The sequence below is a fragment of the Janthinobacterium sp. Ant5-2-1 genome (genome assembly GCF_001445815.1).
In the GTDB taxonomy this organism is placed as follows: Bacteria; Pseudomonadota; Gammaproteobacteria; order Burkholderiales; family Burkholderiaceae_D; genus Janthinobacterium; species Janthinobacterium lividum_E.
The window spans coordinates 112303-131488 of the sequence record NZ_LNCE01000126.1 but is presented as its reverse complement, the minus strand read 5'-3'; the positions used below and the strand labels follow the sequence as shown (position 1 = coordinate 131488).

At 64.6% G+C, this 19186-nt stretch carries 17 protein-coding genes and 1 riboswitch; of the genes, 6 read left to right on the top strand and 11 right to left on the bottom strand.

Translation table 11 applies throughout. The annotated features are described in order from the left end of the window. Nucleotides 1-62: 62 nt before the first annotated feature. The 3 genes from ASN89_RS26100 to ASN89_RS26090 form a co-directional block, all read right to left on the bottom strand. A complete protein-coding gene (locus ASN89_RS26100; protein ID WP_058051280.1) occupies nt 63-1637 on the bottom strand; it encodes a methyl-accepting chemotaxis protein in 1575 nt (524 codons plus the stop codon). 122 nt (nt 1638-1759) lie between these two features. After that, nucleotides 1760-1957, bottom strand: a complete 198-nt coding sequence (locus tag ASN89_RS26095) for a hypothetical protein (RefSeq protein ID WP_010399555.1) — start codon at nt 1955-1957, stop codon at nt 1760-1762. 95 nt (nt 1958-2052) lie between these two features. Then, on the bottom strand, nt 2053-4896 hold the full coding sequence (locus tag ASN89_RS26090) for a M16 family metallopeptidase (RefSeq protein WP_058051279.1): 2844 nt from the start codon (nt 4894-4896) through the stop codon (nt 2053-2055). Between the two features lie 185 nt (nt 4897-5081). Further along, nucleotides 5082-5232, top strand: a riboswitch (FMN riboswitch). A 95-nt stretch (nt 5233-5327) separates the two neighbouring features. Between ASN89_RS26090 and ribB the strand changes: the two genes are divergently transcribed. Next, the gene (gene ribB, locus ASN89_RS26085; RefSeq protein ID WP_046683947.1) at nt 5328-5975 is read left to right on the top strand and encodes a 3,4-dihydroxy-2-butanone-4-phosphate synthase; all 648 of its coding nucleotides are present in this window, start codon (nt 5328-5330) and stop codon (nt 5973-5975) included. A gap of 4 nt (nt 5976-5979) precedes the next feature. Here the strand turns inward: ribB and ASN89_RS26080 are convergent, their stop codons facing one another. Then, nucleotides 5980-7350, bottom strand: coding sequence for an MFS transporter (locus ASN89_RS26080; protein ID WP_082654760.1), 1371 nt, complete (start codon nt 7348-7350; stop codon nt 5980-5982). A 119-nt stretch (nt 7351-7469) separates the two neighbouring features. On the opposite strand from ASN89_RS26080, the gene ASN89_RS26075 reads away from it, so the two are divergent. The 5 genes from ASN89_RS26075 to ASN89_RS26055 all read left to right on the top strand — a co-directional run bounded on the left by ASN89_RS26075 (nt 7470) and on the right by ASN89_RS26055 (nt 12372). Beyond that, a complete protein-coding gene (locus tag ASN89_RS26075; protein ID WP_058051278.1) occupies nt 7470-8345 on the top strand; it encodes a LysR family transcriptional regulator in 876 nt (291 codons plus the stop codon). Between the two features lie 64 nt (nt 8346-8409). Further along, the gene (locus tag ASN89_RS26070; RefSeq protein WP_046684585.1) at nt 8410-9225 is read left to right on the top strand and encodes an MlaE family ABC transporter permease; all 816 of its coding nucleotides are present in this window, start codon (nt 8410-8412) and stop codon (nt 9223-9225) included. Between the two features lie 52 nt (nt 9226-9277). Then, entirely contained in the window at nt 9278-10288 is a 1011-nt protein-coding gene (locus ASN89_RS26065; protein ID WP_046683945.1) for an MlaD family protein, read from the top strand. Next, a complete protein-coding gene (locus ASN89_RS26060; protein ID WP_058051277.1) occupies nt 10285-10956 on the top strand; it encodes a hypothetical protein in 672 nt (223 codons plus the stop codon). The genes ASN89_RS26065 and ASN89_RS26060 overlap by 4 nt, the downstream gene beginning before the upstream one ends. An 87-nt stretch (nt 10957-11043) precedes the next feature. Beyond that, the gene (locus ASN89_RS26055; protein WP_046683944.1) at nt 11044-12372 is read left to right on the top strand and encodes an ATP-binding protein; all 1329 of its coding nucleotides are present in this window, start codon (nt 11044-11046) and stop codon (nt 12370-12372) included. Here the strand turns inward: ASN89_RS26055 and ASN89_RS26050 are convergent. The 7 genes from ASN89_RS26050 to ASN89_RS26020 form a co-directional block, all read right to left on the bottom strand. Further along, entirely contained in the window at nt 12369-13712 is a 1344-nt protein-coding gene (locus ASN89_RS26050) for an HD domain-containing phosphohydrolase (RefSeq protein ID WP_235502088.1), read from the bottom strand. The two genes, ASN89_RS26055 and ASN89_RS26050, sit on opposite strands and share 4 nt — an antisense overlap. Then, nucleotides 13709-15172 (bottom strand): ATP-binding protein, encoded by a 1464-nt coding sequence (locus ASN89_RS26045; protein ID WP_058051325.1) that lies wholly within the window; start codon nt 15170-15172, stop codon nt 13709-13711. Before ASN89_RS26045 ends, ASN89_RS26050 begins: the two co-directional genes overlap by 4 nt. A 14-nt stretch (nt 15173-15186) precedes the next feature. Continuing rightward, nucleotides 15187-16026: an HDOD domain-containing protein gene (locus tag ASN89_RS26040; RefSeq protein ID WP_058051276.1), complete on the bottom strand. Its 840-nt coding sequence runs from the start codon at nt 16024-16026 to the stop codon at nt 15187-15189. Next, nucleotides 16023-16355, bottom strand: coding sequence for a hypothetical protein (locus tag ASN89_RS26035; RefSeq protein ID WP_058051275.1), 333 nt, complete (start codon nt 16353-16355; stop codon nt 16023-16025). The genes ASN89_RS26040 and ASN89_RS26035 overlap by 4 nt, the downstream gene beginning before the upstream one ends. After that, nucleotides 16352-17218 carry a response regulator gene (locus ASN89_RS26030; protein ID WP_052755757.1) on the bottom strand — a complete coding sequence of 289 codons (867 nt, stop codon included), beginning with the start codon at nt 17216-17218 and terminating at the stop codon, nt 16352-16354. The genes ASN89_RS26035 and ASN89_RS26030 overlap by 4 nt, the downstream gene beginning before the upstream one ends. Before the next feature lie 147 nt (nt 17219-17365). Continuing rightward, complete coding sequence (locus ASN89_RS26025; RefSeq protein WP_058051274.1) at nt 17366-17830, bottom strand: hypothetical protein; 465 nt, start codon at nt 17828-17830, stop codon at nt 17366-17368. A gap of 81 nt (nt 17831-17911) precedes the next feature. Then, nucleotides 17912-19165, bottom strand: a complete 1254-nt coding sequence (locus ASN89_RS26020) for a DEAD/DEAH box helicase (protein ID WP_058051273.1) — start codon at nt 19163-19165, stop codon at nt 17912-17914. Between the last annotated feature and the right edge of the window lie 21 nt (nt 19166-19186).

The window sequence follows — 19186 nt, the reverse complement described above, 5'->3', positions numbered from 1 at the left end:
CGCTAAGGACCAAGAAGAGTTTGACAGATGGCCAGGCGAGAAGTTCCCGCTATGACGAAAACTTAGCGGGCCAGCCGGCGCTGGGCCGCTGGCGCCGGGCGCGGCGCTGCCGTCACTGCGCCGACCTTGAACACGCTGACGATCTGCGCCAGACCAGCCGCCTGCTCGTTCATCGCCTGCGCCGCCGCCGACGCCTGCTCGACGAGGGCCGAGTTTTGCTGCGTCATGTTGTCCATCTCGACGATGGCCTGGTTGATCTGTTCGATACCGGCGCTTTGCTCGGCGCTGGCCGAGGAAATCTCGGCCACGATATCGGTCACGTGCTGCACGCTGGAGACGACTTTTTCCATCGTCTCGCCCGCCAGCGCCACCAGTTTTTCACCGGCACCCACTTGCTCGGCGGAACTGTCGATCAATTGCTTGATCTCCTTGGCGGCCGCGGCCGAACGCTGCGCCAGGTTGCGCACTTCGGACGCTACCACGGCAAAGCCCCTGCCCTGTTCGCCCGCGCGCGCCGCTTCCACTGCCGCGTTCAGGGCCAAGATATTCGTCTGGAAAGCGATGCCGTCGATGACGGCGATGATGTCGCCGATCTTTTTCGACGAGGCATTGATGGCGCCCATGGTGTCGACCACCTGACTCACCACGCCGCCCGCCTGCGTCGCCACTTGCGAGGCGGAAATGGCCAGCTGATTGGCCTGGCGCGCATTGTCCGCATTCTGGCGCACGGTCGAGGTCATCTCTTCCATCGTCGACGCCGTTTCTTCCAGCGATCCCGCCTGCTGCTCCGTGCGTGCCGACAGGTCGTGGTTGCCCGAGGCGATCTCGCCCGACGCCGTGGAAATCGATTCCGCATCAGTGCGCACTTGGCTCACCAGATGGGCCAGGTTGTCGCGCATGGCCTTGATCGCCATCAGCAAACTGGACGTATCGCCGGGGCGCGTATCGATCTGCGTGGTCAGGTCGCCCTGGGCGATTTGCGCCACGATGGCCGCTGCATAGTCGGGTTCGCCACCGAGCTGGGCCAGGATGCGGCGCAGCATCAGGGCCGCCAGCGCGCCCACCACCAGCATCAGCGCGCCGCCGATGGCCAGCAGCACGCCCGCCTGGGCCCAGAACTTGTGGTTGATGTCATCGATATACGTGCCCGTGCCGATCAGCCAGTCCCACGGCGCAAATTTCACCACGGCATACATCTTCGCCACAGGGTCAGGCACGCCGGGACGCGTACCGTCCGCCTGCACGAAGCCGATGCGGCTGGTAGCCAGGGCCGCGCGGTAGCGGTCGCCCGACTGCTTCATGTTCTTTTGCGGCACGCCGATGCGCGACGCATTCGGGTGCACGTACAGCAAGTCCGTGCTGAAGTCGCGCACAAAATAATACATCTCGTCCTTGGCAAAGCTGCCGATGGCCAGCTTGGCTTGCTGCTGGGCCTGCTCACGCGTGAGCTTGCCCGACTGTTCCAGCGCATACGCCTTTTCCACGGACGCGTTAGCCAGCTCGACCAGCACCGTCAATTGCTCGACCCTTTCCGCCATCATGGTCTGGCGCAGGGAATACAGGGAGAATGAAGCGATGAGAACGATGCCCAGCAAGGTGCTGAAACACAAGAGGAGAATGCGCGAACGGAGTGTCATGGGTGCCTGGAAATAAATAGAGAATTAATTGCCCAATGGAAATCTTTTCAGAAAAGCAAAACGGGCGGCGCTACCGGGCTGTGCCCGGCAGGCACCGCCCGCTGTAAGTCGTGTTGAGAAGGTCAGGCCAAGGCTTCCTTGGCTGCCTCTTCCGGCGTCAAGCCGTCGTAGAACTGGTCGGTAAACCACTCGACCTGCTCTTCGATATGGTCCTGCGCCTGCGCCACGGTGGCGCCGCCAGCCACGAGGAAGCCTTCGACCTCGATACACCAGTTGATCAACTCCAGGGTTTCCGGATCGAGCTCTTCTTTCTTAGCCATCGTATTTCCTTGCTTGTTAAATTGCGATATCACATCAATAAGCGGCAGTTTAACAGCTTCGCCACGCTGCCGCCCATGCAGATCAAACACGAGGGTTACTTGGCTGCAACGTTTTTGCGTTCCGGATACAGCACCACCTGCACATAATTGTGCATGTCCAGATAGCGTTGCGCCGCCAGCTTGACGGCTTGCGGCGTGATGGCGCGCACGCGCTGCTCGTAGCGTAGGATGTGCGCGGGGTCGCGTCCCTGCGTCACCGAACCCATCAACTGGCTCATCCAGTAGCGGTTTTCCCGTAGCGACTTTTGCTGGCGCGTGATCCAGTTCAGCTTGACCTTTTCCAGGTCGGCCGCGGATGGCCCGTCCGTTTTCATCTTGTTGATTTCGGCAAAGGCGGCGGCGATCACCTTGTCCACGTTTTCGGGTCCCGTCGGCAAGTTCAAGGCCACCGAATAATGGCCGTACGGATGCTGGCCCATCGAGGTTTCAAAGCCGCCGCCGTAGATCATGCTCATCTTTTCACGCAGCACTTCGATGACTTTCAGGTTCAGCACCTCGCCCAGTGCCTGCAAGGTGAGCTTTTGCTCGTCCGAATACGCCACGTCGCCATTGAAGGTGATGGAAATCGTGCTCTTGGGCTCGCTACCCATGTAGATATCCTTCTTGACTACGCCGGTTACCGGGCGCATGCCCACGTCGCGGTAGGCATGCGGCACGTCGCCCACGGGCAAGGTCCCCAGATAGCTGGCGATCAGCGGCTTGATCTTGTCGAGCTCGAAGCTGCCCGCAAAGATGAAGGTCATGTCGCGCGCGCTGGAAAAGCGCTGGCGGAAGATGTCCAGCGAGCGGTCCAGGCCCACCTTGTCGAAGTCGGCCACGCGCGGCACGCCGTCGACGCGCGGATTGTCGCCAAACATGGCGTGCTGGATGGCGTCGTAAAACACGGCTTCCGGCTGCGCCATGCTGTTTTTCGCCAAGTCCTGCTGCTTGCCGATGAAGGACTGGTACAGGCCCGCATCCTTGCGCACGTCGTTGAAATACAAATACACCAGTTGCAGCATGGCTTCCACGTCGGCGCTGCTGGCCGAGCCGCCAAAGCCTTCGCTCAGCTCGCCCAGCGACGCGCCCACGTTGACCGTCTTGCCGGCCAACACTTTTTGCAAGTCCAGCGGCGCCAGGTCCTTCAAGCCCATGCTACCGACCACGGCGCTGGCGTAGCGGGCGTTGTAGATGTCGGCGTCGCCAAACAGCGACTGGCCGCCAAAGCGCGTCGAGCCCATCAGCACTTGGTCATTCTTGAAGTCCGTCGGTTTCAGCAGCACGCGCACGCCGTTGCCCAGGGTCAGTTCCGTCACGCCGATGGCGCTGTTCAACTTTTCGGAAACGATGCTGCCGCCGGCCGGCGGGCCATCCATCAGCTTGCTGGCCAGGACTTTTTCCGTGCGCGGCTCGACCTTCTGCTGCTCGGCCTTCGCCACGGCGTCGAGCAATTGTTGCTGCGTCGGCACAGTCGAGGCCGCACCGCCCGCCTTCGGCTCGGCACCCATGAAGACCACCAGTTTCTTTTGCTGGTCGGGAATCACCTTGGCCACCGTCTCATTGATTTCCTGCAGCGTTACCTGCGGCAAGAGTTCCTGCGCGTACAGCAATTCATTGGCGATGCCGGGGATGGCTTCCTGCTCCAGGAAGTTGCGCGAATACTCGGCCACGAAACCGGCTGAATCGGATTTGTCGCGTTCGCTGTATGCGCGCTCGTAATTGCGCAGCATGTCCTTGCGCGCGCGGTCCAGCTCATCCTGGCTGAAACCGAAGCGGCGCGCCCGCTCGTCTTCCTGCACCAGCGCGTCGACGGCCGGCTGCACGCCACCCTTGCCCAGCAAGGCATACGCGCTGAACGATTCATAGCCGCGCACCAGCTTGCCCATGCTGCTGCCGCCCTGGATGAACGGCGGATTGGCTTGCTGCGTCAATTCCTGCATGCGCGCGCTGAGCATTTGCCCGTACAGGTTTTCGATCATCTGGCGGCGATAGTCGGCAATGGTGACGGGCTCCTGCGCGGCGCGGATCGGGTAGCGGATGAAGACGGTGTCGTCAGGCGCCTCCTTGTCGGTGATCACCAGCGCTTCCGTTTGAGAGCGCTGCGGCACTTCCGCATACAGGCGCGGACGCGGTTTCGCGGGGTTTTTCAGCTTGCCGAAATGTTGCTGGATCAGCTTTTCAGCCTGTTTCGGCTCCACGTCGCCGACCACCATCACGGCCATCAGGTCGGGACGGTACCAGTCTTTATAGAAACGCTTGATGGCTTCCGGCTTGAAGGTTTTCAGCACGGACTCCTTGCCAATCGGCATGCGTTCCGCATAGCGCGAACCGTTCAGCAGCTTCGGATATAAAACCTTGTTCATGCGGTCGCTGGCGCCCTTGCCCAGGCGCGCCTCTTCCAGCACGATGCCGCGCTCGCTGTTGATGTCGGCTGGGTTGAATTTCAAGCCATGCGCCCAGTCTTCCAGTACGAGAAAACCTTTTTCCAGGTTTTCCTTCTTGTTCGTGGGAATCGGCAGCACGTACACGGTTTCATCGAAGCTCGTGTAGGCGTTCAAGTCGGCGCCGAACTTCACGCCAATCGATTGCAGATACGAAATGAGTTCATTGCGCTTGAAATGCGTGGAGCCATTGAAGGCCATGTGTTCCGTGAAGTGAGCCAGGCCTTGCTGGTCGTCATCTTCCAGGATGGAACCGGCTTTCACCACCAGGCGCAATTCCACTTTCTGCGCGGGACGGGCATTTTTCTTGATGTAATAAGTCAAGCCGTTCGGCAGTTTTCCGACGGTAACTTCTGGTGCCAGCGGCAAGGGATCGCTCAAACGGATTTCTGCTTGCGCCATGCAGGCGCACGCCAGCAAGACGGAGCCCGAGATCAGGCGTAATTTACTCAGCTTCATGTATTCTCAACGGTAAGATTCAGTAAGCGTACCTTACACTGAAATCCTGTTTCCGCCATTAAAAACAGCTTAGGAAAAGCTGCTTTCCCCAGGCAACTTTGCCGAATAACAAACTCAGCAGTGCTCTGCCGGCTTTTTTCAGTTGTGCTAAAGTATTGCCGCCGGTCATGTGGACCGGCACAACAATACGTCTTCGGGGCGGGGTGCGATTCCCCACCGGCGGTAAGACCGGCAACGGTCAAGCCCGCGAGCGCCTGTCCAACTTCGTTTGGCAGGGTCAGCAGATCTAGTGTGAACCTAGAGCCGACGGTATAGTCCGGATGAAAGAAGATGTGCAGTAAACGCGATGTCCGCTCGACCTGTCGATGCGGCCGGCTGCGTCTATTCGCTTGCCCTGCAGCGTTTTTCGCCTATGCGAGGAGCGTTTCACCATGTTAGTCAACAGCTATACCCTGCTTTCCAACGACCTGGAAGGTCGCATCCAGTCCGCCCTGGCCGCCATGCGCGCCGGCATTCCCGTCATCCTGCTCGACGATTTCGACCGTGAAAACGAAGCCGACCTGATCCTGTCTGCCGAAAAACTCACGCACGAAACCATGGCTTTGCTGATCCGCGAATGCAGCGGCATCGTCTGCCTGTGCCTGCCGACGGACGTCGTCAGCGCGCTGGAATTGCCGCCCATGTCGTCCGACAACGGCAGCCGCTACGGCACGCCGTTCACCGTCTCCATCGAGGCGCGCGACGGCGTCACGACGGGCGTGTCGGCCGCCGACAGGGTCACCACCATCCGCGCCGCCATCGCGCCGAACGCCAAGCCCGCCGACCTGGTGCGCCCCGGCCACGTGTTCCCCCTGCGCGCCGCGCCCGGTGGCGTGCTCGAGCGCCGCGGCCATACGGAAGGTTCCGTCGACCTGTCGCGCATGGCGGGCCTGAACCCGGCTGCCGTGCTGTGCGAGCTGATGAATCCGGACGGCACCATGATGCGCGGCGACGATATCGAACGCTTCGCCGAACTGCATGGCATGCCGATTCTCACCATCGAAGAACTGGTGGAATGGCGCAGCACGCGCGAGCAATAAACTCTCAGGCGGCCACGGCCTTCGGCAAATGTACATGCTTGTACACGAGGCCCGCCGCCAGGCCATACGCGACGGCAATCGTCGCGTAGGCCAGCGGCAAGCGCAGCGACCAGTCCTGCACCATGTGCAGGATGCTGCCGATCAGGGCCACGCCCACCAGGGCGCCGATTTGCCGGTTGGCATTCAGGGCCGCCGCCGCGCTGTTCGCATGCTGCTTGCCGGCCACCCGCATCACGGTGGCCGTCATGGCGGGAATGGCGATGCCAATGGCCACGTTCATGATGGCCGTGCCCAGCGCCAGCAAGCCATAGGACGTGCCCGGGCGCAAGCCCATCAGCAATAGCGCCATCACGGCCCCCACCAGCAAACCGGCCAGCATGGGCAGACGCGTGCCATGACGGGCTGCAATACTCCCCGCTAGAAAATTACCAACCGTATAGGCCGCCATCATGGGCAGCAGGCGCAAGCCCGACTGCAAGGCGTCGGCGCCGCCCGATTGCTGCAGGAACAGGCTCAATAAGAACAGCTGGCCGAAGACGCAGAAATTGATCAAAAAACCCACGCCGTTGGCCGCGCCAAAGCTACTGCTGTGAAACAGTGCGCGCGGCAACAGCGGATGGCTGCCGCTGCGCTCGCGGCGCAGCAATTGGCCGGCCGACAGCACCGTCAATGCGACCGCCGCCAGCACACCAGGCGACAGCCAGCCCAGCACGGGCCCTTCGATCAGCACGAAACTGAGGCCCGCCAGCGCCGCCACGCCCAGCGCATGGCTGAACAGCGACAGATCGCGCGGCTGGCGCGACGGCGCGGCCAGCAGCAGCTGCGCCATGACGATGGCCGATACGCCCAGCGGCACGTTGACCCAGAACACGCTGCGCCAGCCGAACTGGTGCACGAGGATACCGCCGATCAGGGGGCCGGAAGCGCCAGCCACGCCCACCAAGGCAGACCAGGCGCCCAGCATGCGCGTGCGCTCGCGCTCGTCGTCAAAGCTGTGCGTCAACAGGCTCAATGAACTGGGCATGAACAGGGCCGCGCCCGCGCCCTGCAGCAAGCGCGCCGCTGTCAGGAAGTGGCCATCGGGCGCGGCGCCGCACAAAATCGAGCCGAGCAGGAAAACGCCCAGGCCGCCCTGGTACACGGCTTTCGGTCCGTAGCGGTCGGCCAGCGCGCCGCCAGCCAGCAGCAGCGCCGCAAACGTCAGGGTATAGCCGTCGACCACCCAGACCAGGCCCGTCAGCGGTATGGCCAGGTCCAGCGCGATATCGGACAAGGCCACGTTGACGGCCGTGACGTCGATCATCGCCATGACGAAACCGAACGCCAGGGTCAGCAGGATCAAGCCGTTGGCGCGGCGCGGTGTGGGGGCAGACATGATATTTCCTTGCAGTGACAGCGGGGCAGCCATTATGCGAGCGCTGCATGATGCAGTAAACAAGCATAATATCGGCACTTTGATGCAAAAATGCATCAACAGAAGAAAAGGACAACGCAATGGATTGGGATAACGCGCGCATCTTTCTGACCATCGGCCGGGCCGGCACCCTGCGCGGCGCGGCGGCCCTGCTGCGCATCGACCAGGCCACCTGCGGGCGCCGCCTGGCCGCGCTGGAAAGCTCGCTGGGCGCCACCCTGTTCCTGCGCACGCCGTCGGGCTACGTGCCCACACCGGCCGGCGAACTGGCGCTCACGGCCGCCGAGGCGATGGAGCGGGCGGCCGACAAGCTGCAGCGCGAGATGCAGGGCGTCGACAACCGTTTAAGCGGCCTGGTGCGCGTGGCCACCACGGACACCATGGCCAGCCATTTCGTCATCCGCGCCATGCAGCAGCTGCACGCGGCCCACCCGGACATCCGCATCGTGCTCAACGTGGCGCCCGCGCTGGCCAGCCTGACGCGGCGCGAAGCGGACCTGGCCGTGCGCGGCGTGCGCCCCACCGACCCGGACCTGATCTCGCGCCACCTCGTCAAGCGCAGCCTGGGCCTGTACGCGTCGAAAAGCTACCTGGCCGAACGGGGCGAGCCCGTGCGCGGCACGGCGCTGGCAGGGCACGACATCGTCATCTACCACCATTCCGTGACGCCGCGCCATGGCGAGAAAATCGCCGGCGAATCCGTCGCCAACGCCCGGGTCGCCATGGAAGTGAACTCGGCGGCGATGCTGCAGGAAGCCACGCGCGCAGGGCTGGGCGTGGCCGAACTGGCCACCCACCTGGGCGACATCGACCCGCAGCTCGTGCGCATCTGGCCCGAGCGGGCGGAAAGCTATGACGTGTGGCTGGTCATGCATGCGGACCTGAACCGTTCTGCCCGGGTGCGGGCGGCGGCCGACGCGATTATCCACAGCGTCGCCAGCGTGGCCGGCCAATAACGGGCCTGCCGTGCACGCCTGCAGAATCGCTTGTATCGAACGCATCCAATGTTAAGATGCCATGATGACCCTATCCGTCTCCCTCATCATCAGCCTGCGCCGCCTGCACCGGGCCACCATGGCCTGGCTGGTCAGCTGGTGGCGCATGCTGCATTTCGCCATCCTCGTGTTTTCTCTGGCCCTGTCGCCGTCGAGCTATAACCGCGACAACCGCCCCATCCTCGCGCACCGCCTCGTGACGAACACGGCGCCCAATCTCGTGTGGTTCAGCGTCGCCTGCGCGCTCGTCAGCCTGGTGCTGATACGTATCGTTGTCGTCAGCGCGCAAAGCTACGGCCTGTCGCGCTATGCGCTGGAAATGGTGGTGCGCGTGCTGGTGCTGGAACTGATACCGCTGACGGCCGCCCTGTTCGTCGCGCTGCGCCTGACCTTGCCCGACGGCATTGCGTTCGCGCAAATGCGCTCGTCCGGCATGCTCGACAAGATGCAGCGCCAGGGCGTCGACCTGCTGCGCCGCGAATACTTTCCCCGCGTCATGTCGGGCATCTTCGCCGTGTGGATGCTGGCCATCGTCAGCTGCGTCACGTCGCTGGTCCTCGCCTACATCACCATCTATGGTTTTACGCCGTGGGCGCTGCAAGGCTACACGCGCGTGGTGGGGCAGATATTCAATCCGGCTGTGGCGCTGATCCTGATGCTCAAAGTCATCTTCTTCAGCTTTGCCGTGGCCCTGATCCCGCTGGCCTCCTCCTACTATCCGGAAGAGCCGCACGGCCGGCGCAACCGGCTGTGGGCCGCGCACGGGCTGTCCGAAATGCTGCGCCTGTTTTCCGTCATCCTGCTGGTCGAAGTGGCTTCGCTGATGGGCAATTACTACTGATGCCCGCCACCGCCCAGCCAACCTTGAACCATCCATACCAGAGCCAGAAGCCATGAGCCAACCTCAAAATCCCGACCAGACCGACGTCACGGCGCCCGACGCCGTGCTGCCCGCCCCGCCGCCCGTGCGCCACGCCGAACTGAAGGCGGCCATCCTGCTCGTCTTCATGTTCGTGCTGGTGGTCGGCTCCGTCGTCTACCTGATGTATGCGCGCGGCGCCTTCGAAGCCACGCAAACCCTGGTGCTGACGGCCGACGATTCGGACGGCGTGGGCGTGGGCGCCGACCTGACCTTTTCCGGCTTTCCCATCGGCCGCGTACAGCGCATCGAGCTGGCGCCGGACGGGCGCGCGCGCGTCATCATCGACGTGCCGCGAAAAGACGCGCACTGGCTGCGCACCAGCTCCATCTTCACCCTGGAACGGGGCATCGTCGGCGGCGCCAAGCTGCGCGCCTACAGCGGCATCCTGACGGACCCGCCGCTGCCCGACGACGCCACGCGCGACTTGCTGGTGGGCGACATGGCGGCGGAAATCCCCCGCCTGCTGGCCGCCGCCAAGGACTTGCTGAACAACCTGGGCAACTTGACGGGCACCGATTCCGCGCTCGACGGCACCATGCGCAACGTGCAGGCCGTCACCGGTAAACTCAGCGGTCCGGGCGGCGCCATGGGCTTGCTGACGGGCGACGACAAGCAGTCGCGCCTGCTGATCGAACGGGCCAACGCCCTGCTGATCACGGCGGACCAGCTGGCGCGCCGCACGGACGGCCTGGTGGCCAATGCCGACACGCGCGTCTTTGGCGAAAAAGGCGTGATGACGGATGCGCAAGCGACCATCGTGCAGCTGAACGCCCTGCTGGCCGACACGCGCAACAGCCTGAAAAAAGTCGACGCCGTGCTGGTCGAGGCGCAAGCCGTGGGCGCCAACGCCAAGGCGGCAACGGCCGACCTGGGCCCGCTGCGCGCCGACGTGGAAAGCAATCTGCGCAAGGTCGAGCAGCTGGTCAATGAAATCAACCGCAAATGGCCGTTCAAGCGCAATCCGGAGATCAAACTGCCATGAGAAAACTCAACGCCACCTTGTCCGTACTGGCCATGACCGCGCTCGCCGCCTGCTCCAGCGGCCCGCCCGTGCCGGACTGGAAAATGAATGCACAAAGTTCCGTCGAACGGTTCCAATCGGCCTACCTGGGCGGCAACGCCCTCGTCGAGCAGACGGAATTCCGGCGCGCCCGCAGCCAAGTGGCCGGCACGGGCAAGCTCGAACTCGTGGCGCGCATCGAACTGCTGCGCTGCGCCGCGCGCGTAGCCAGCCTGGCCTTCGAGGACTGCGCCGGCTTTGACGCGCTGCAAGCCGACGCGACAGACGCCAACCGCGCGTATGCGGCCTACCTGGCCGGCAAGGCGCAGCCGGCCGACGTCGCCCTGCTGCCGGAAGCGCAGCGGGCCGTGGCGGGCGCCGCCTCGGACACGGCCGCCGCCAGCGCCGTGGCCGCCATCAAGGACCCGCTGTCGCAGCTGGTGGCGGCCGGCGTGCTGCTGCGCTCTGGCCGCGCCACGCCGGAACTGCTCGATACGGCCGTGGCCACCGCCTCGGACCAGGGCTGGCGCCGTCCGCTGCTGGCCTGGCTCGGTGTGCAGCGCCTGCGCGCCGAACAGGCGGGCGATGCGCAAGCTGCGCAGCACATCGCGCGGCGCATGGCGATAATCGAGCAGCCGCTGGCTCCCTGAGCGCGCCGAGGGCGGCCCAAGGCAGGCGGAATCAGGCATAATCGAGCCAGGATGACAGCTATGCCGTGCAGGCAGCGAGGTGTGACGATGCAGTTCGAGGATTTCGACCTTTCCACTCCCGATACCGGGCGGCATGCCGGGGCGGCGCCTGACGCCGACACGCCGGCCGCCACGGCCGTGCGCCTGCAATACCTGCTCGACAATACCCCGGCCATCATCTATTGCACCGTGCCCAGCGGCGACTTCAAGATGACGTTCGTCAGCAACAATGCCTTGAATGTGCTGGGCTACCAGCCAGAGGAAATGGTGGCCGACCCCAATTTCTGGTTCGACCACATCCACCCTGACGATGCGCCCGGCATCTTTTCCAGCCTGGCGCAGATCTTCGTCGAAGGCGCGCGCGCCTACGAATACCGCTTCCGCGTGCGCGACGGCAGCTATCTGTGGATGCACGACAGCCTGCGCCTCGTGCGCGACGAACACGGCGTGCCGTTCGAGGTGATCGGCTCGCTGACGGACATCACGGAACGCAAGCGCATGGAAGCGATGCTGCAGGCGCGCGGCGAAGAGCAGCAACTACTGATCAGCAAGTTGCAGGAAGCGCACGACCAGCTGCTGCAATCGGAAAAGATGGCCTCCATCGGCCAGCTGGCGGCCGGCATCGCGCATGAAATCAATAACCCGATCGGCTTCGTCAACTCCAACATGAGTTCGCTGCAAGGCTATGTCGGCACCCTGTTCGGCGTGATCGAGCAGTATGAAGCGGCGATGCGCGAAACGCTGGATGGCCCGGCCCTGGCCGCGCGCGTGGCCCAGGTGCGCGGCCAGGCCGACCTGGCCTTCCTGCAGGACGACATGGTGGACCTGGTGCGCGAATCGATGGATGGCCTCAAACGCGTGCGCGACATCGTGCAGGCGCTGAAGGATTTTTCCCACGTGGGCGAGACGGACTGGCAAGTGGCCAGCCTGCACGCGGGCCTGGACAGCACTCTCAATATCGTCGCCAACGAATTGAAATACAAGGCGCGCATCGAGAAACACTATGGCGAGCTGCCGCCGATACTGTGCCTGGCCTCGCAGCTGAACCAGGTGTTCATGAACCTGCTCGTCAACGCGGGCCAGGCCATCAGCAGCGACGGCGTGATCAGCATCCGCACCGGTCATGCGGACGGCTGGGTGTGGGTGGAGATCGGCGACACGGGCGCCGGCATCGCGCCCGAGCACCTGAACCGCATCTTCGAACCGTTCTTCACCACCAAGGCCGTGGGCAGCGGCACGGGCCTGGGCCTGTCGCTGTCGTACGGCATCGTCAACAAGCATGGCGGCCGCATCGAGGTGGCCTCGGAAGTGGGCCGCGGCACGCGCTTTACCGTGCACCTGCCCGTCTCGCCGCCGGCAGCCCAGGCAGCGCCCTAGCCTTCCTTGACGGGCGCGTACACGCGGATGCTCAGGCGTCCGCCATTCTTTCCTTCGAAGTCGAGCAGCTGGGCGATCACGCGGGCCGTCAGCACGTGTTCGGCCGCCAGCAGCATCAGGCCGTCGCGGCTGATCAGGTCACGCGACAGCACCATGCCCGGCTCCAGCTGGCCCGACAGCACCGTCAGGTCGCGCGCCGGCGGCTCCGTCTCTTCCATGATGCCGCGGAAAGCGGCCACCACGGCCGGGTCGTAGCGTTTGCCGACGCTGTCGTAGATCAGGGTGCGGGCTTCCTCGGCGCGCAGGTTACGCTGCACCATGGCGCCGATCTGCAAGCCGTCGTAGTCCGACGCCAGCGCCAGGATGCGCGCGCCCATCGGAATGGCCAGGCCCACGAGGCCATCGGGAAAGCCGCCGCCGTCGAAACGCTCGAGCTGCGAGCGCAGGATCACGGAAACGGCGCGCAGTTCGTCCAGCGCCATCAACAATTGCTCGGCGCGCAGCGGATGCTTGCGGAACGCGGCCAGCTGTTCGCCCGTCCAGGCGCTGGCTGGCAATTCCAGCACGTCGTCGCTCAAGCTGAGCTTGCCGATATCCTTGAGCAGCGCCGCGATGAACACGTCGCGCGCGTCCTGCCCTTCCAGGCCCAGCGCCTGCGCCAGCTTGCGCGACAGCTCGGCCACCCGCCGCGCATGGCCGGCCAGCTTGCCGCCGCGCATTTCGATCAGGTTGGAAAACACCTTGATGGTCGTCACGAACGTGGCCTTCAGGCGTTCATTGGCCGCCTGCACCTCATCGTGCGACTGTTTCAGCTGCTGCGTGCGCGTGGCCACCTTCGCTTCCAGGCTGGCGTTGAGCGCCTGCAGCTCCACGTTCTGGCTGGCCGTCAGCGCTTCCAGGCGCAGTTTTTCCTGCTCCAGCGCGCGCCGTTCCAGCGCGTGGCGCACCACCAGCACGATATCGTTCTCGTCCCACGGCTTGGTCACGTAGCGGTAGATCTCGCCCTGGTTGATGGCGTCGAGGATGGACTGGATGTCGGCATAGCCGGTCAGCAGCAGCCGGATGGTGCCGGGCCAACGCTGGCGCACCTGGGCCAGGAATTGCGCGCCATCCATGTGCGGCATGCGCATGTCGGAGATGACCAGGTCCACCGTCTCGCTCTCGAGCAGGGCCAGGCCGGCCGCGCCGCCATCGGCCGTCAGCACGCGGTAGCCGTGCGGGCGGAACAGGCGCCGCAGCGACGACAGGATATTCGGTTCGTCGTCGACGCACAGGATGGTGGGCGGCGCGGCCCCGGTGCTGGCGCTGGTGCTCATGTTCATGCTGTCCTGTTCGGTCATGATGCGACGGCCTGCGCCTGGCGCACGGGCAAGGTGATGCGGAAGGTGGTGCCGCTGCCGATGACGCTGCGCACATCGATGCGGCCATGGTGTTTTTGTACCGTCGTGTAGGCCAGCGACAGGCCCAGCCCCGTGCCTTTGCCGACGGCCTTGGTGGTGAAGAACGGATCGAAGATGCGCGACAGGTGTTCGGGCGCGATGCCGCCGCCCGTGTCCTCGACCTCGATCCACACTTCCGTCGCGCTGTCGCTGCCCGTGCGCAGGGTGATGCATCCGCGCGCCTCGCCCATGGCGTGGGCCGCGTTGACGACCAGGTTCATGATCACCTGGTTCAGCTCGGAAGGCTGGCATTCGATATCGGGAATGTCGCCATACTCGCGCACCACATCGGCCTTGTACTTGACCTCGTTATTCACGATATTGAGCGTGGTATCGATGCCCTGGCGCAGGTCGGCCCAGACCCACTCCTGGTGCGCATCCGTGCGCGAAAAATCCTTCAGGTCCTGCACGATGCGGCGCACGCGCGCAATGCCTTCCTTCGACTCGCCCATCAGCATGGGAATGTCGCTGCGCAGGAAGTCCAGGTCGACCTGTTCGCGCAGCGCCCGCAGGCGCGCCGCCACCACGGGGTCGGCGACGGCCGGCTCGGCTTCCTCGTAGGCGTCGAGCATGCTGAACAGGTCATCCAGATAGCCTTCCAGCGTGCCGACGTTGGAAAACACATAGCCGATGGGATTGTTGATCTCGTGCGCCACGCCGGCAGCCAGCTGGCCGATCGAGGCCAGTTTTTCCGACTGCAGCAGCTTTTGCTGGGCCAGCGACAGCTTGCTGTTCAATTCCGTCAGGGCCAGGTTACGCTCGCGCAATTCCAGGTCGGCGATCTGGCGCTGGCGGATATCGTCGGCCAGGCGCTCGTTCATGTCGGCCAGCTGGGCCGTGCGCTCGGCCACCAGGTGTTCCAGGTTGTCGTGCGCCTTGCGCAGCGCCAGTTCCGCCAGGCGCCGCTCGCTCACGTCGCGCAGGGTTTCAATGGCGCCCACGAGGCGTCCCTGGCGGTCGCGCAGGGGCGCCGCCGTGAAATGCAGCCAGTGGCCGTCAGGGCCGATATCGGCGAAGAAATCCTCGGCCTCAAAGGCGCCGGGGATCACGGAAGAGCGCTTCAGCTTGCCAAGATAGCGGTCATTTTCGCCGAGCGCGATATCGTCGGCCACCAGCAGGTCGGCCAGGCAGGCGCGCGGCTGCCGATAAAACGCCTTCCAATGGTCGCGCGTGCCGACCATCTCGGCGGCTGTAAAGCCCAGCAACTGTTCGCAGGCGCTGTTCCAGTGCGTCACCACGTGCTCCGTGTCGATGGCGAAAGTGGCCACGGGATGGCCGTCGAAAAACGCCGACAGCGCGATGCTGTCGCCCTGGCGGCGTTCCGGCGTGGCGGGCAGCACCTGCCCTGCGTCTGTTTCCATGGCCTCTTTCTTGTTCATGCCAGCATGATCCGCGACATTTCATCGAAGGTACGTTCCGTTTGCTCCAGCAGCGCCAGCCAGGCCTGCTCGTCCAGCGCGACGCTGCGCCAGCCCACAGGCGACAGGGGCGGCACCAGCGCATCGTCGACGCCGGCCAAGTCGAGCGCCAGGGCGACGGCATTGGCCAGGTGCACGGCCAGCGGCAAGCCGCCCGCCTCCAGCCGGTCGATGGCGTGGTGGTCGGCCACCGCCTGCTGTATCGTCTCGGGAAACTTCCAGTAGGCGGCCAGGGCGCTGCCCACCTGCGCATGATCGATGCCGATGACGGCCAGTTCCGCATCGGCCATCTGGCAGTCATGCGCCTGGCGGTAGCTGCGCACGAGCGCGTGCTCGGCCGGGAAACGCGTCACCAGCACCAGGGTGCCCAGGTCGTGCAGCAGGCCCGCCGTGAACGCCGTCTCGGGATTGACGCGCAAGTGCGGCGCCAGCAGGCGCGCGGCAATCGCCGTGGCCAGCGAGTGTCGCCAGAACGCCTGGAAATCGAAGCCGCCGCTGACGGGCGCGAAGCTGCCCGTCAGGGCGCAGGCCGTGACGACGGTGCGGATGCTGTGAAAACCCAGCACGGACACGGCTTGCGGGATGCTGGTGACCTTCGACTGCATGCCGTAGAACGAGGAATTGGCGATACGCAGGGTCTTCGCCGCCAGGGCCTGGTCCAGTTCGATCTTTTGCGCCAGCACGTGCACGTCCGTGTCGTCCTGGTCCATGCTCGACAGCAGTTCCAGCACCACCACGGGCAACGAAGGCAGTTCCTGGATCTGGCGGATGATGTGTTCAACACTGAGCCGTGTCATGTGGCGCCCCCTTGCCGGTAGCGCTGCAGCAGCGCCAGCAGCTCCGCCCCGGCGGAATCGGGCGGCGTGGCGCGGAACAGCACGGCCAGCCGCTCCAGGCGGCGCAAGTGTTCCTGCTCGGCGTGCGCCTGCGCGGCGGGGTCGACCGCCTCGTCCATGACGACGCGGCAGCGCTCCACATTGCGCCGGCGCAAAGCCGTCAGGTTCGCCGCCGTCAGGGTGGCGCCCTGGGCCAGCAGCACGGCGCCGCTGGCGTCGTGCAACGCCTGCGCCAGCACCATGCCTTCCTGCGCCTGCTCCATGGAAATCTCGCGTCCGCTTTCGATCATGTACCCGCTCCATGACGACTCAGGGTGACGAGGCTGCCGCGCGAGCGCGAATGCAGGCCCATCGGATGGACGGCCACGGCGTATGGCTGGCCATCGATGGCGGCCAGGCGCGGTGCGCCCTGCCCGTCGAACAGCTGCGGCAAAACGATCGCCGCCTCGTTGCCCAGCAGGGCCGCGCCCCGTTCGAACAGGTTGGCCGCCGCCGCGTTGATGAAGGCGATCATGCCGTCTTCATCGAGCCCGATCACGGGCAGCGGCAAAAATTGCAGCAGCTCGCGCGCGATGCCGAGGCTGACTTCGTCGCGGCTGATCTGGTGCTGCTGCTGGCGCACCAGCGCCTGCATGGCGGCATTCGCCGCCGCCAGCGCCTGGTTGGCCTCGCGCAGCTGCGCATTCAAGCGCACATTGTCGTCGTCGATGCCCTTCAGGCGAAACGCTTCGGCGATATGTTCGCGCAGCTGATGGTCTTCCCAGGGCTTGGTGAGGAATTTGAAAATGGCGCCCTCGTTGACGGCGTCCGTGACGGCCTGCAACTCGGTATAGCCCGACAGCATGATGCGTATGGTTTGCGGACACAGCAGCTTGGCCTTGCGCAGGAAATCGGCGCCCAGCATGCCGGGCATGCGCTGGTCCGACACGATCACGTCGACGGCGTGAATGGCCAGCACGTCCAGCCCTTCCTGGCCGCTGTTGGCCGTCAGGATATGGTAGCCATCGCGCCGCAGCAGGCGCTTGAGGGAAGCGAGGATATTCGGTTCGTCATCGACCAGCAGCAAGGTGCGCGGCGTCGCCACGGCCTGCTGCCCGGCGTCCGCTGCCAGCGCCGCAGTACCCGGCATGCCATGCTCGTCGTGCACATCCATCGGACCATCCTCTCATCGCCATGGCGATATCGGAGCTTGCCTGGAGGGGAAATCTGCCGCGCAACATAGTCTTGCGAGTCTTGCGCGGCAGCCAGCTTGCCTTGAAATTATACGACTAAATATTCCCGTATGACACTAATGCGCCACTTATCCGCGCTGTACAGGACAAGGCGTGTCGCGGTAAAACACAAAGCCGCCCAAGCCGATGGCCTTGGTGTCGGCTTTCACGCCATACACGAGCGTATTGTTTTCCGCCTCGATGCGCAGCAGGTTCATGTGTTGGACAATTTGCGCGTGCGACAGTTCCAGCGACGGCGTCGGCGCCAGCTGCAAACGCAGTTCTGACGTGGCGCCATCGTAGGCCCAGCGGCCCGGATTATAGAAGGCAAAGCCGCCGTCGAAACGCAGGCTGCCATCCTTGAACTGGGTCAGGCAAATGCCGGGGAATTCGCTGGGCGGGTTGTACCAGGTGGCGGCCACGGCGGCGTCGGCCGGCGCCTTGCCCGGCATCTGCATGCCGGTCGTGCCATTGTTACCGCCCATGCCGGCGCAACCGGCCAGCGCCAGCGCGCAAGCCAGAGCGCCCGCGCGCGTGATGAATATCCTGTGCATTGCCGTCCCCTTGCTTTATAGAAACATCATCTTAAAGCGGGACGGCCCGCCGTTCAAGCGGCTAGCGCACATAAGGGGGATTTAATTGCCCTCGGCCGCTTTCGCTGCCGCTTCGCGCAATTTGTCCTTCTTGCTCTTGCGCGCGCCCTTCACGCCGCCGTTCACCGTGTCCGTGACGGGGTTCATCGGTGCGGGCAGTTCCGTCGGCTCGAAACCGGCCACCACTTCGCGCACGATGCGCAAGTCGTTGCGGTTTTCGATCAGTCGGAAATGCGCTTCCGTATCGGCCGTCACGAAACTGATGGCCGTGCCGCTTTCGCCGGCGCGGCCCGTGCGGCCGATGCGGTGCGTGTAGTCGACAGCCGAGCGGGGCAAGTCATAGTTGACGACGGCCGGCAAACCGGCGATATCGATGCCGCGCGCCGCCACGTCGGTGGCCACCAGCACCTGCAAGCGGCACGCCTTGAAGTCGGCCAGCAGCTGGCTGCGCGTGCCCTGGCTGAATTCGCCGTGGAAGGCGCCCACGTGCAGGCCCGCGCGCTGCAGCTTGTCGGCCACGTGTTCGGCCGCGTATTTGGTGGCAACGAACACCAGCACGCGCTCCCACTGCTGCTGCAGGATCAGGTAGCGCAGCAGCTGCGTGCGGCGCGGCACGTCGACCGTGATGGCGCGCTGCACGATGTCGGGCTTGTCCTGCGGTTCGGACGCCACCTCGATGCGCACGGGCTCCTTGAGCAGGCTGTCGGCCAGCGCCTGCACGCTGTCGGGAAAGGTGGCGGAGAAAAACAGGTTTTGCCGTCTCGCTGGCAAAAGGGCCAGGATGGCATTGATTTCCTCGCTGAAACCCATATCGAGCAAACGGTCGGCCTCGTCGAGCACGCACAGCGACACGCCGCCCAGTTTGACGGCGTTCTGGCGTATCAGATCGAGCAAACGGCCCGGCGTGGCGACGACGATATCGGCGCCGCCGCGCAAGTCCATCATCTGCGGATTGATCGACACGCCGCCGAACAGCACGGAAATCTTCAATTTGATCGGCAGCGGCTTGGCCAGCGCGTGCACCGTCTGCCCCACCTGCGCCGCCAGTTCGCGCGTGGGCACGAGGATCAGCGCGCGCACCTGGCGCGGACCGGAAACGGGCGCCATCAGCGCCTGCAGCAGCGGCAGCGCATAGGCGGCCGTCTTGCCGGACCCCGTCTGGGCCGCGCCCAGCACGTCGCTGCCGCGCAGGATGGCGGGAATGGCGGCCGCCTGGATGGCCGTCGGCGCGGCATAGCCGGCCTTGTCAACGGCGCGGACCAGGGCGGGAATCAGACCCAGTGAGGAAAATGGCATAGCGGGCCTTCTTTATTCGTA

Coding starts and splice junctions, on each gene's coding strand:
- ASN89_RS26035 (WP_058051275.1), bottom strand. CDS start 16,355: ATGATCGAAAGCGGACGCGAGATTTCCATGGAGCAGGCGCAGGAAGGC.
- ASN89_RS26080 (WP_082654760.1), bottom strand. CDS start 7,350: ATGTCTGCCCCCACACCGCGCCGCGCCAACGGCTTGATCCTGCTGACC.
- ASN89_RS26055 (WP_046683944.1), top strand. CDS start 11,044: ATGCAGTTCGAGGATTTCGACCTTTCCACTCCCGATACCGGGCGGCAT.
- ASN89_RS26060 (WP_058051277.1), top strand. CDS start 10,285: ATGAGAAAACTCAACGCCACCTTGTCCGTACTGGCCATGACCGCGCTC.
- ASN89_RS26075 (WP_058051278.1), top strand. CDS start 7,470: ATGGATTGGGATAACGCGCGCATCTTTCTGACCATCGGCCGGGCCGGC.
- ASN89_RS26020 (WP_058051273.1), bottom strand. CDS start 19,165: ATGCCATTTTCCTCACTGGGTCTGATTCCCGCCCTGGTCCGCGCCGTT.
- ASN89_RS26030 (WP_052755757.1), bottom strand. CDS start 17,218: ATGGATGTGCACGACGAGCATGGCATGCCGGGTACTGCGGCGCTGGCA.
- ASN89_RS26095 (WP_010399555.1), bottom strand. CDS start 1,957: ATGGCTAAGAAAGAAGAGCTCGATCCGGAAACCCTGGAGTTGATCAAC.
- ASN89_RS26025 (WP_058051274.1), bottom strand. CDS start 17,830: ATGCACAGGATATTCATCACGCGCGCGGGCGCTCTGGCTTGCGCGCTG.
- ASN89_RS26045 (WP_058051325.1), bottom strand. CDS start 15,172: ATGGAAACAGACGCAGGGCAGGTGCTGCCCGCCACGCCGGAACGCCGC.
- ASN89_RS26050 (WP_235502088.1), bottom strand. CDS start 13,712: ATGACCGAACAGGACAGCATGAACATGAGCACCAGCGCCAGCACCGGG.
- ASN89_RS26090 (WP_058051279.1), bottom strand. CDS start 4,896: ATGAAGCTGAGTAAATTACGCCTGATCTCGGGCTCCGTCTTGCTGGCG.
- ASN89_RS26065 (WP_046683945.1), top strand. CDS start 9,278: ATGAGCCAACCTCAAAATCCCGACCAGACCGACGTCACGGCGCCCGAC.
- ASN89_RS26100 (WP_058051280.1), bottom strand. CDS start 1,637: ATGACACTCCGTTCGCGCATTCTCCTCTTGTGTTTCAGCACCTTGCTG.
- ribB (WP_046683947.1), top strand. CDS start 5,328: ATGTTAGTCAACAGCTATACCCTGCTTTCCAACGACCTGGAAGGTCGC.
- ASN89_RS26040 (WP_058051276.1), bottom strand. CDS start 16,026: ATGACACGGCTCAGTGTTGAACACATCATCCGCCAGATCCAGGAACTG.
- ASN89_RS26070 (WP_046684585.1), top strand. CDS start 8,410: ATGACCCTATCCGTCTCCCTCATCATCAGCCTGCGCCGCCTGCACCGG.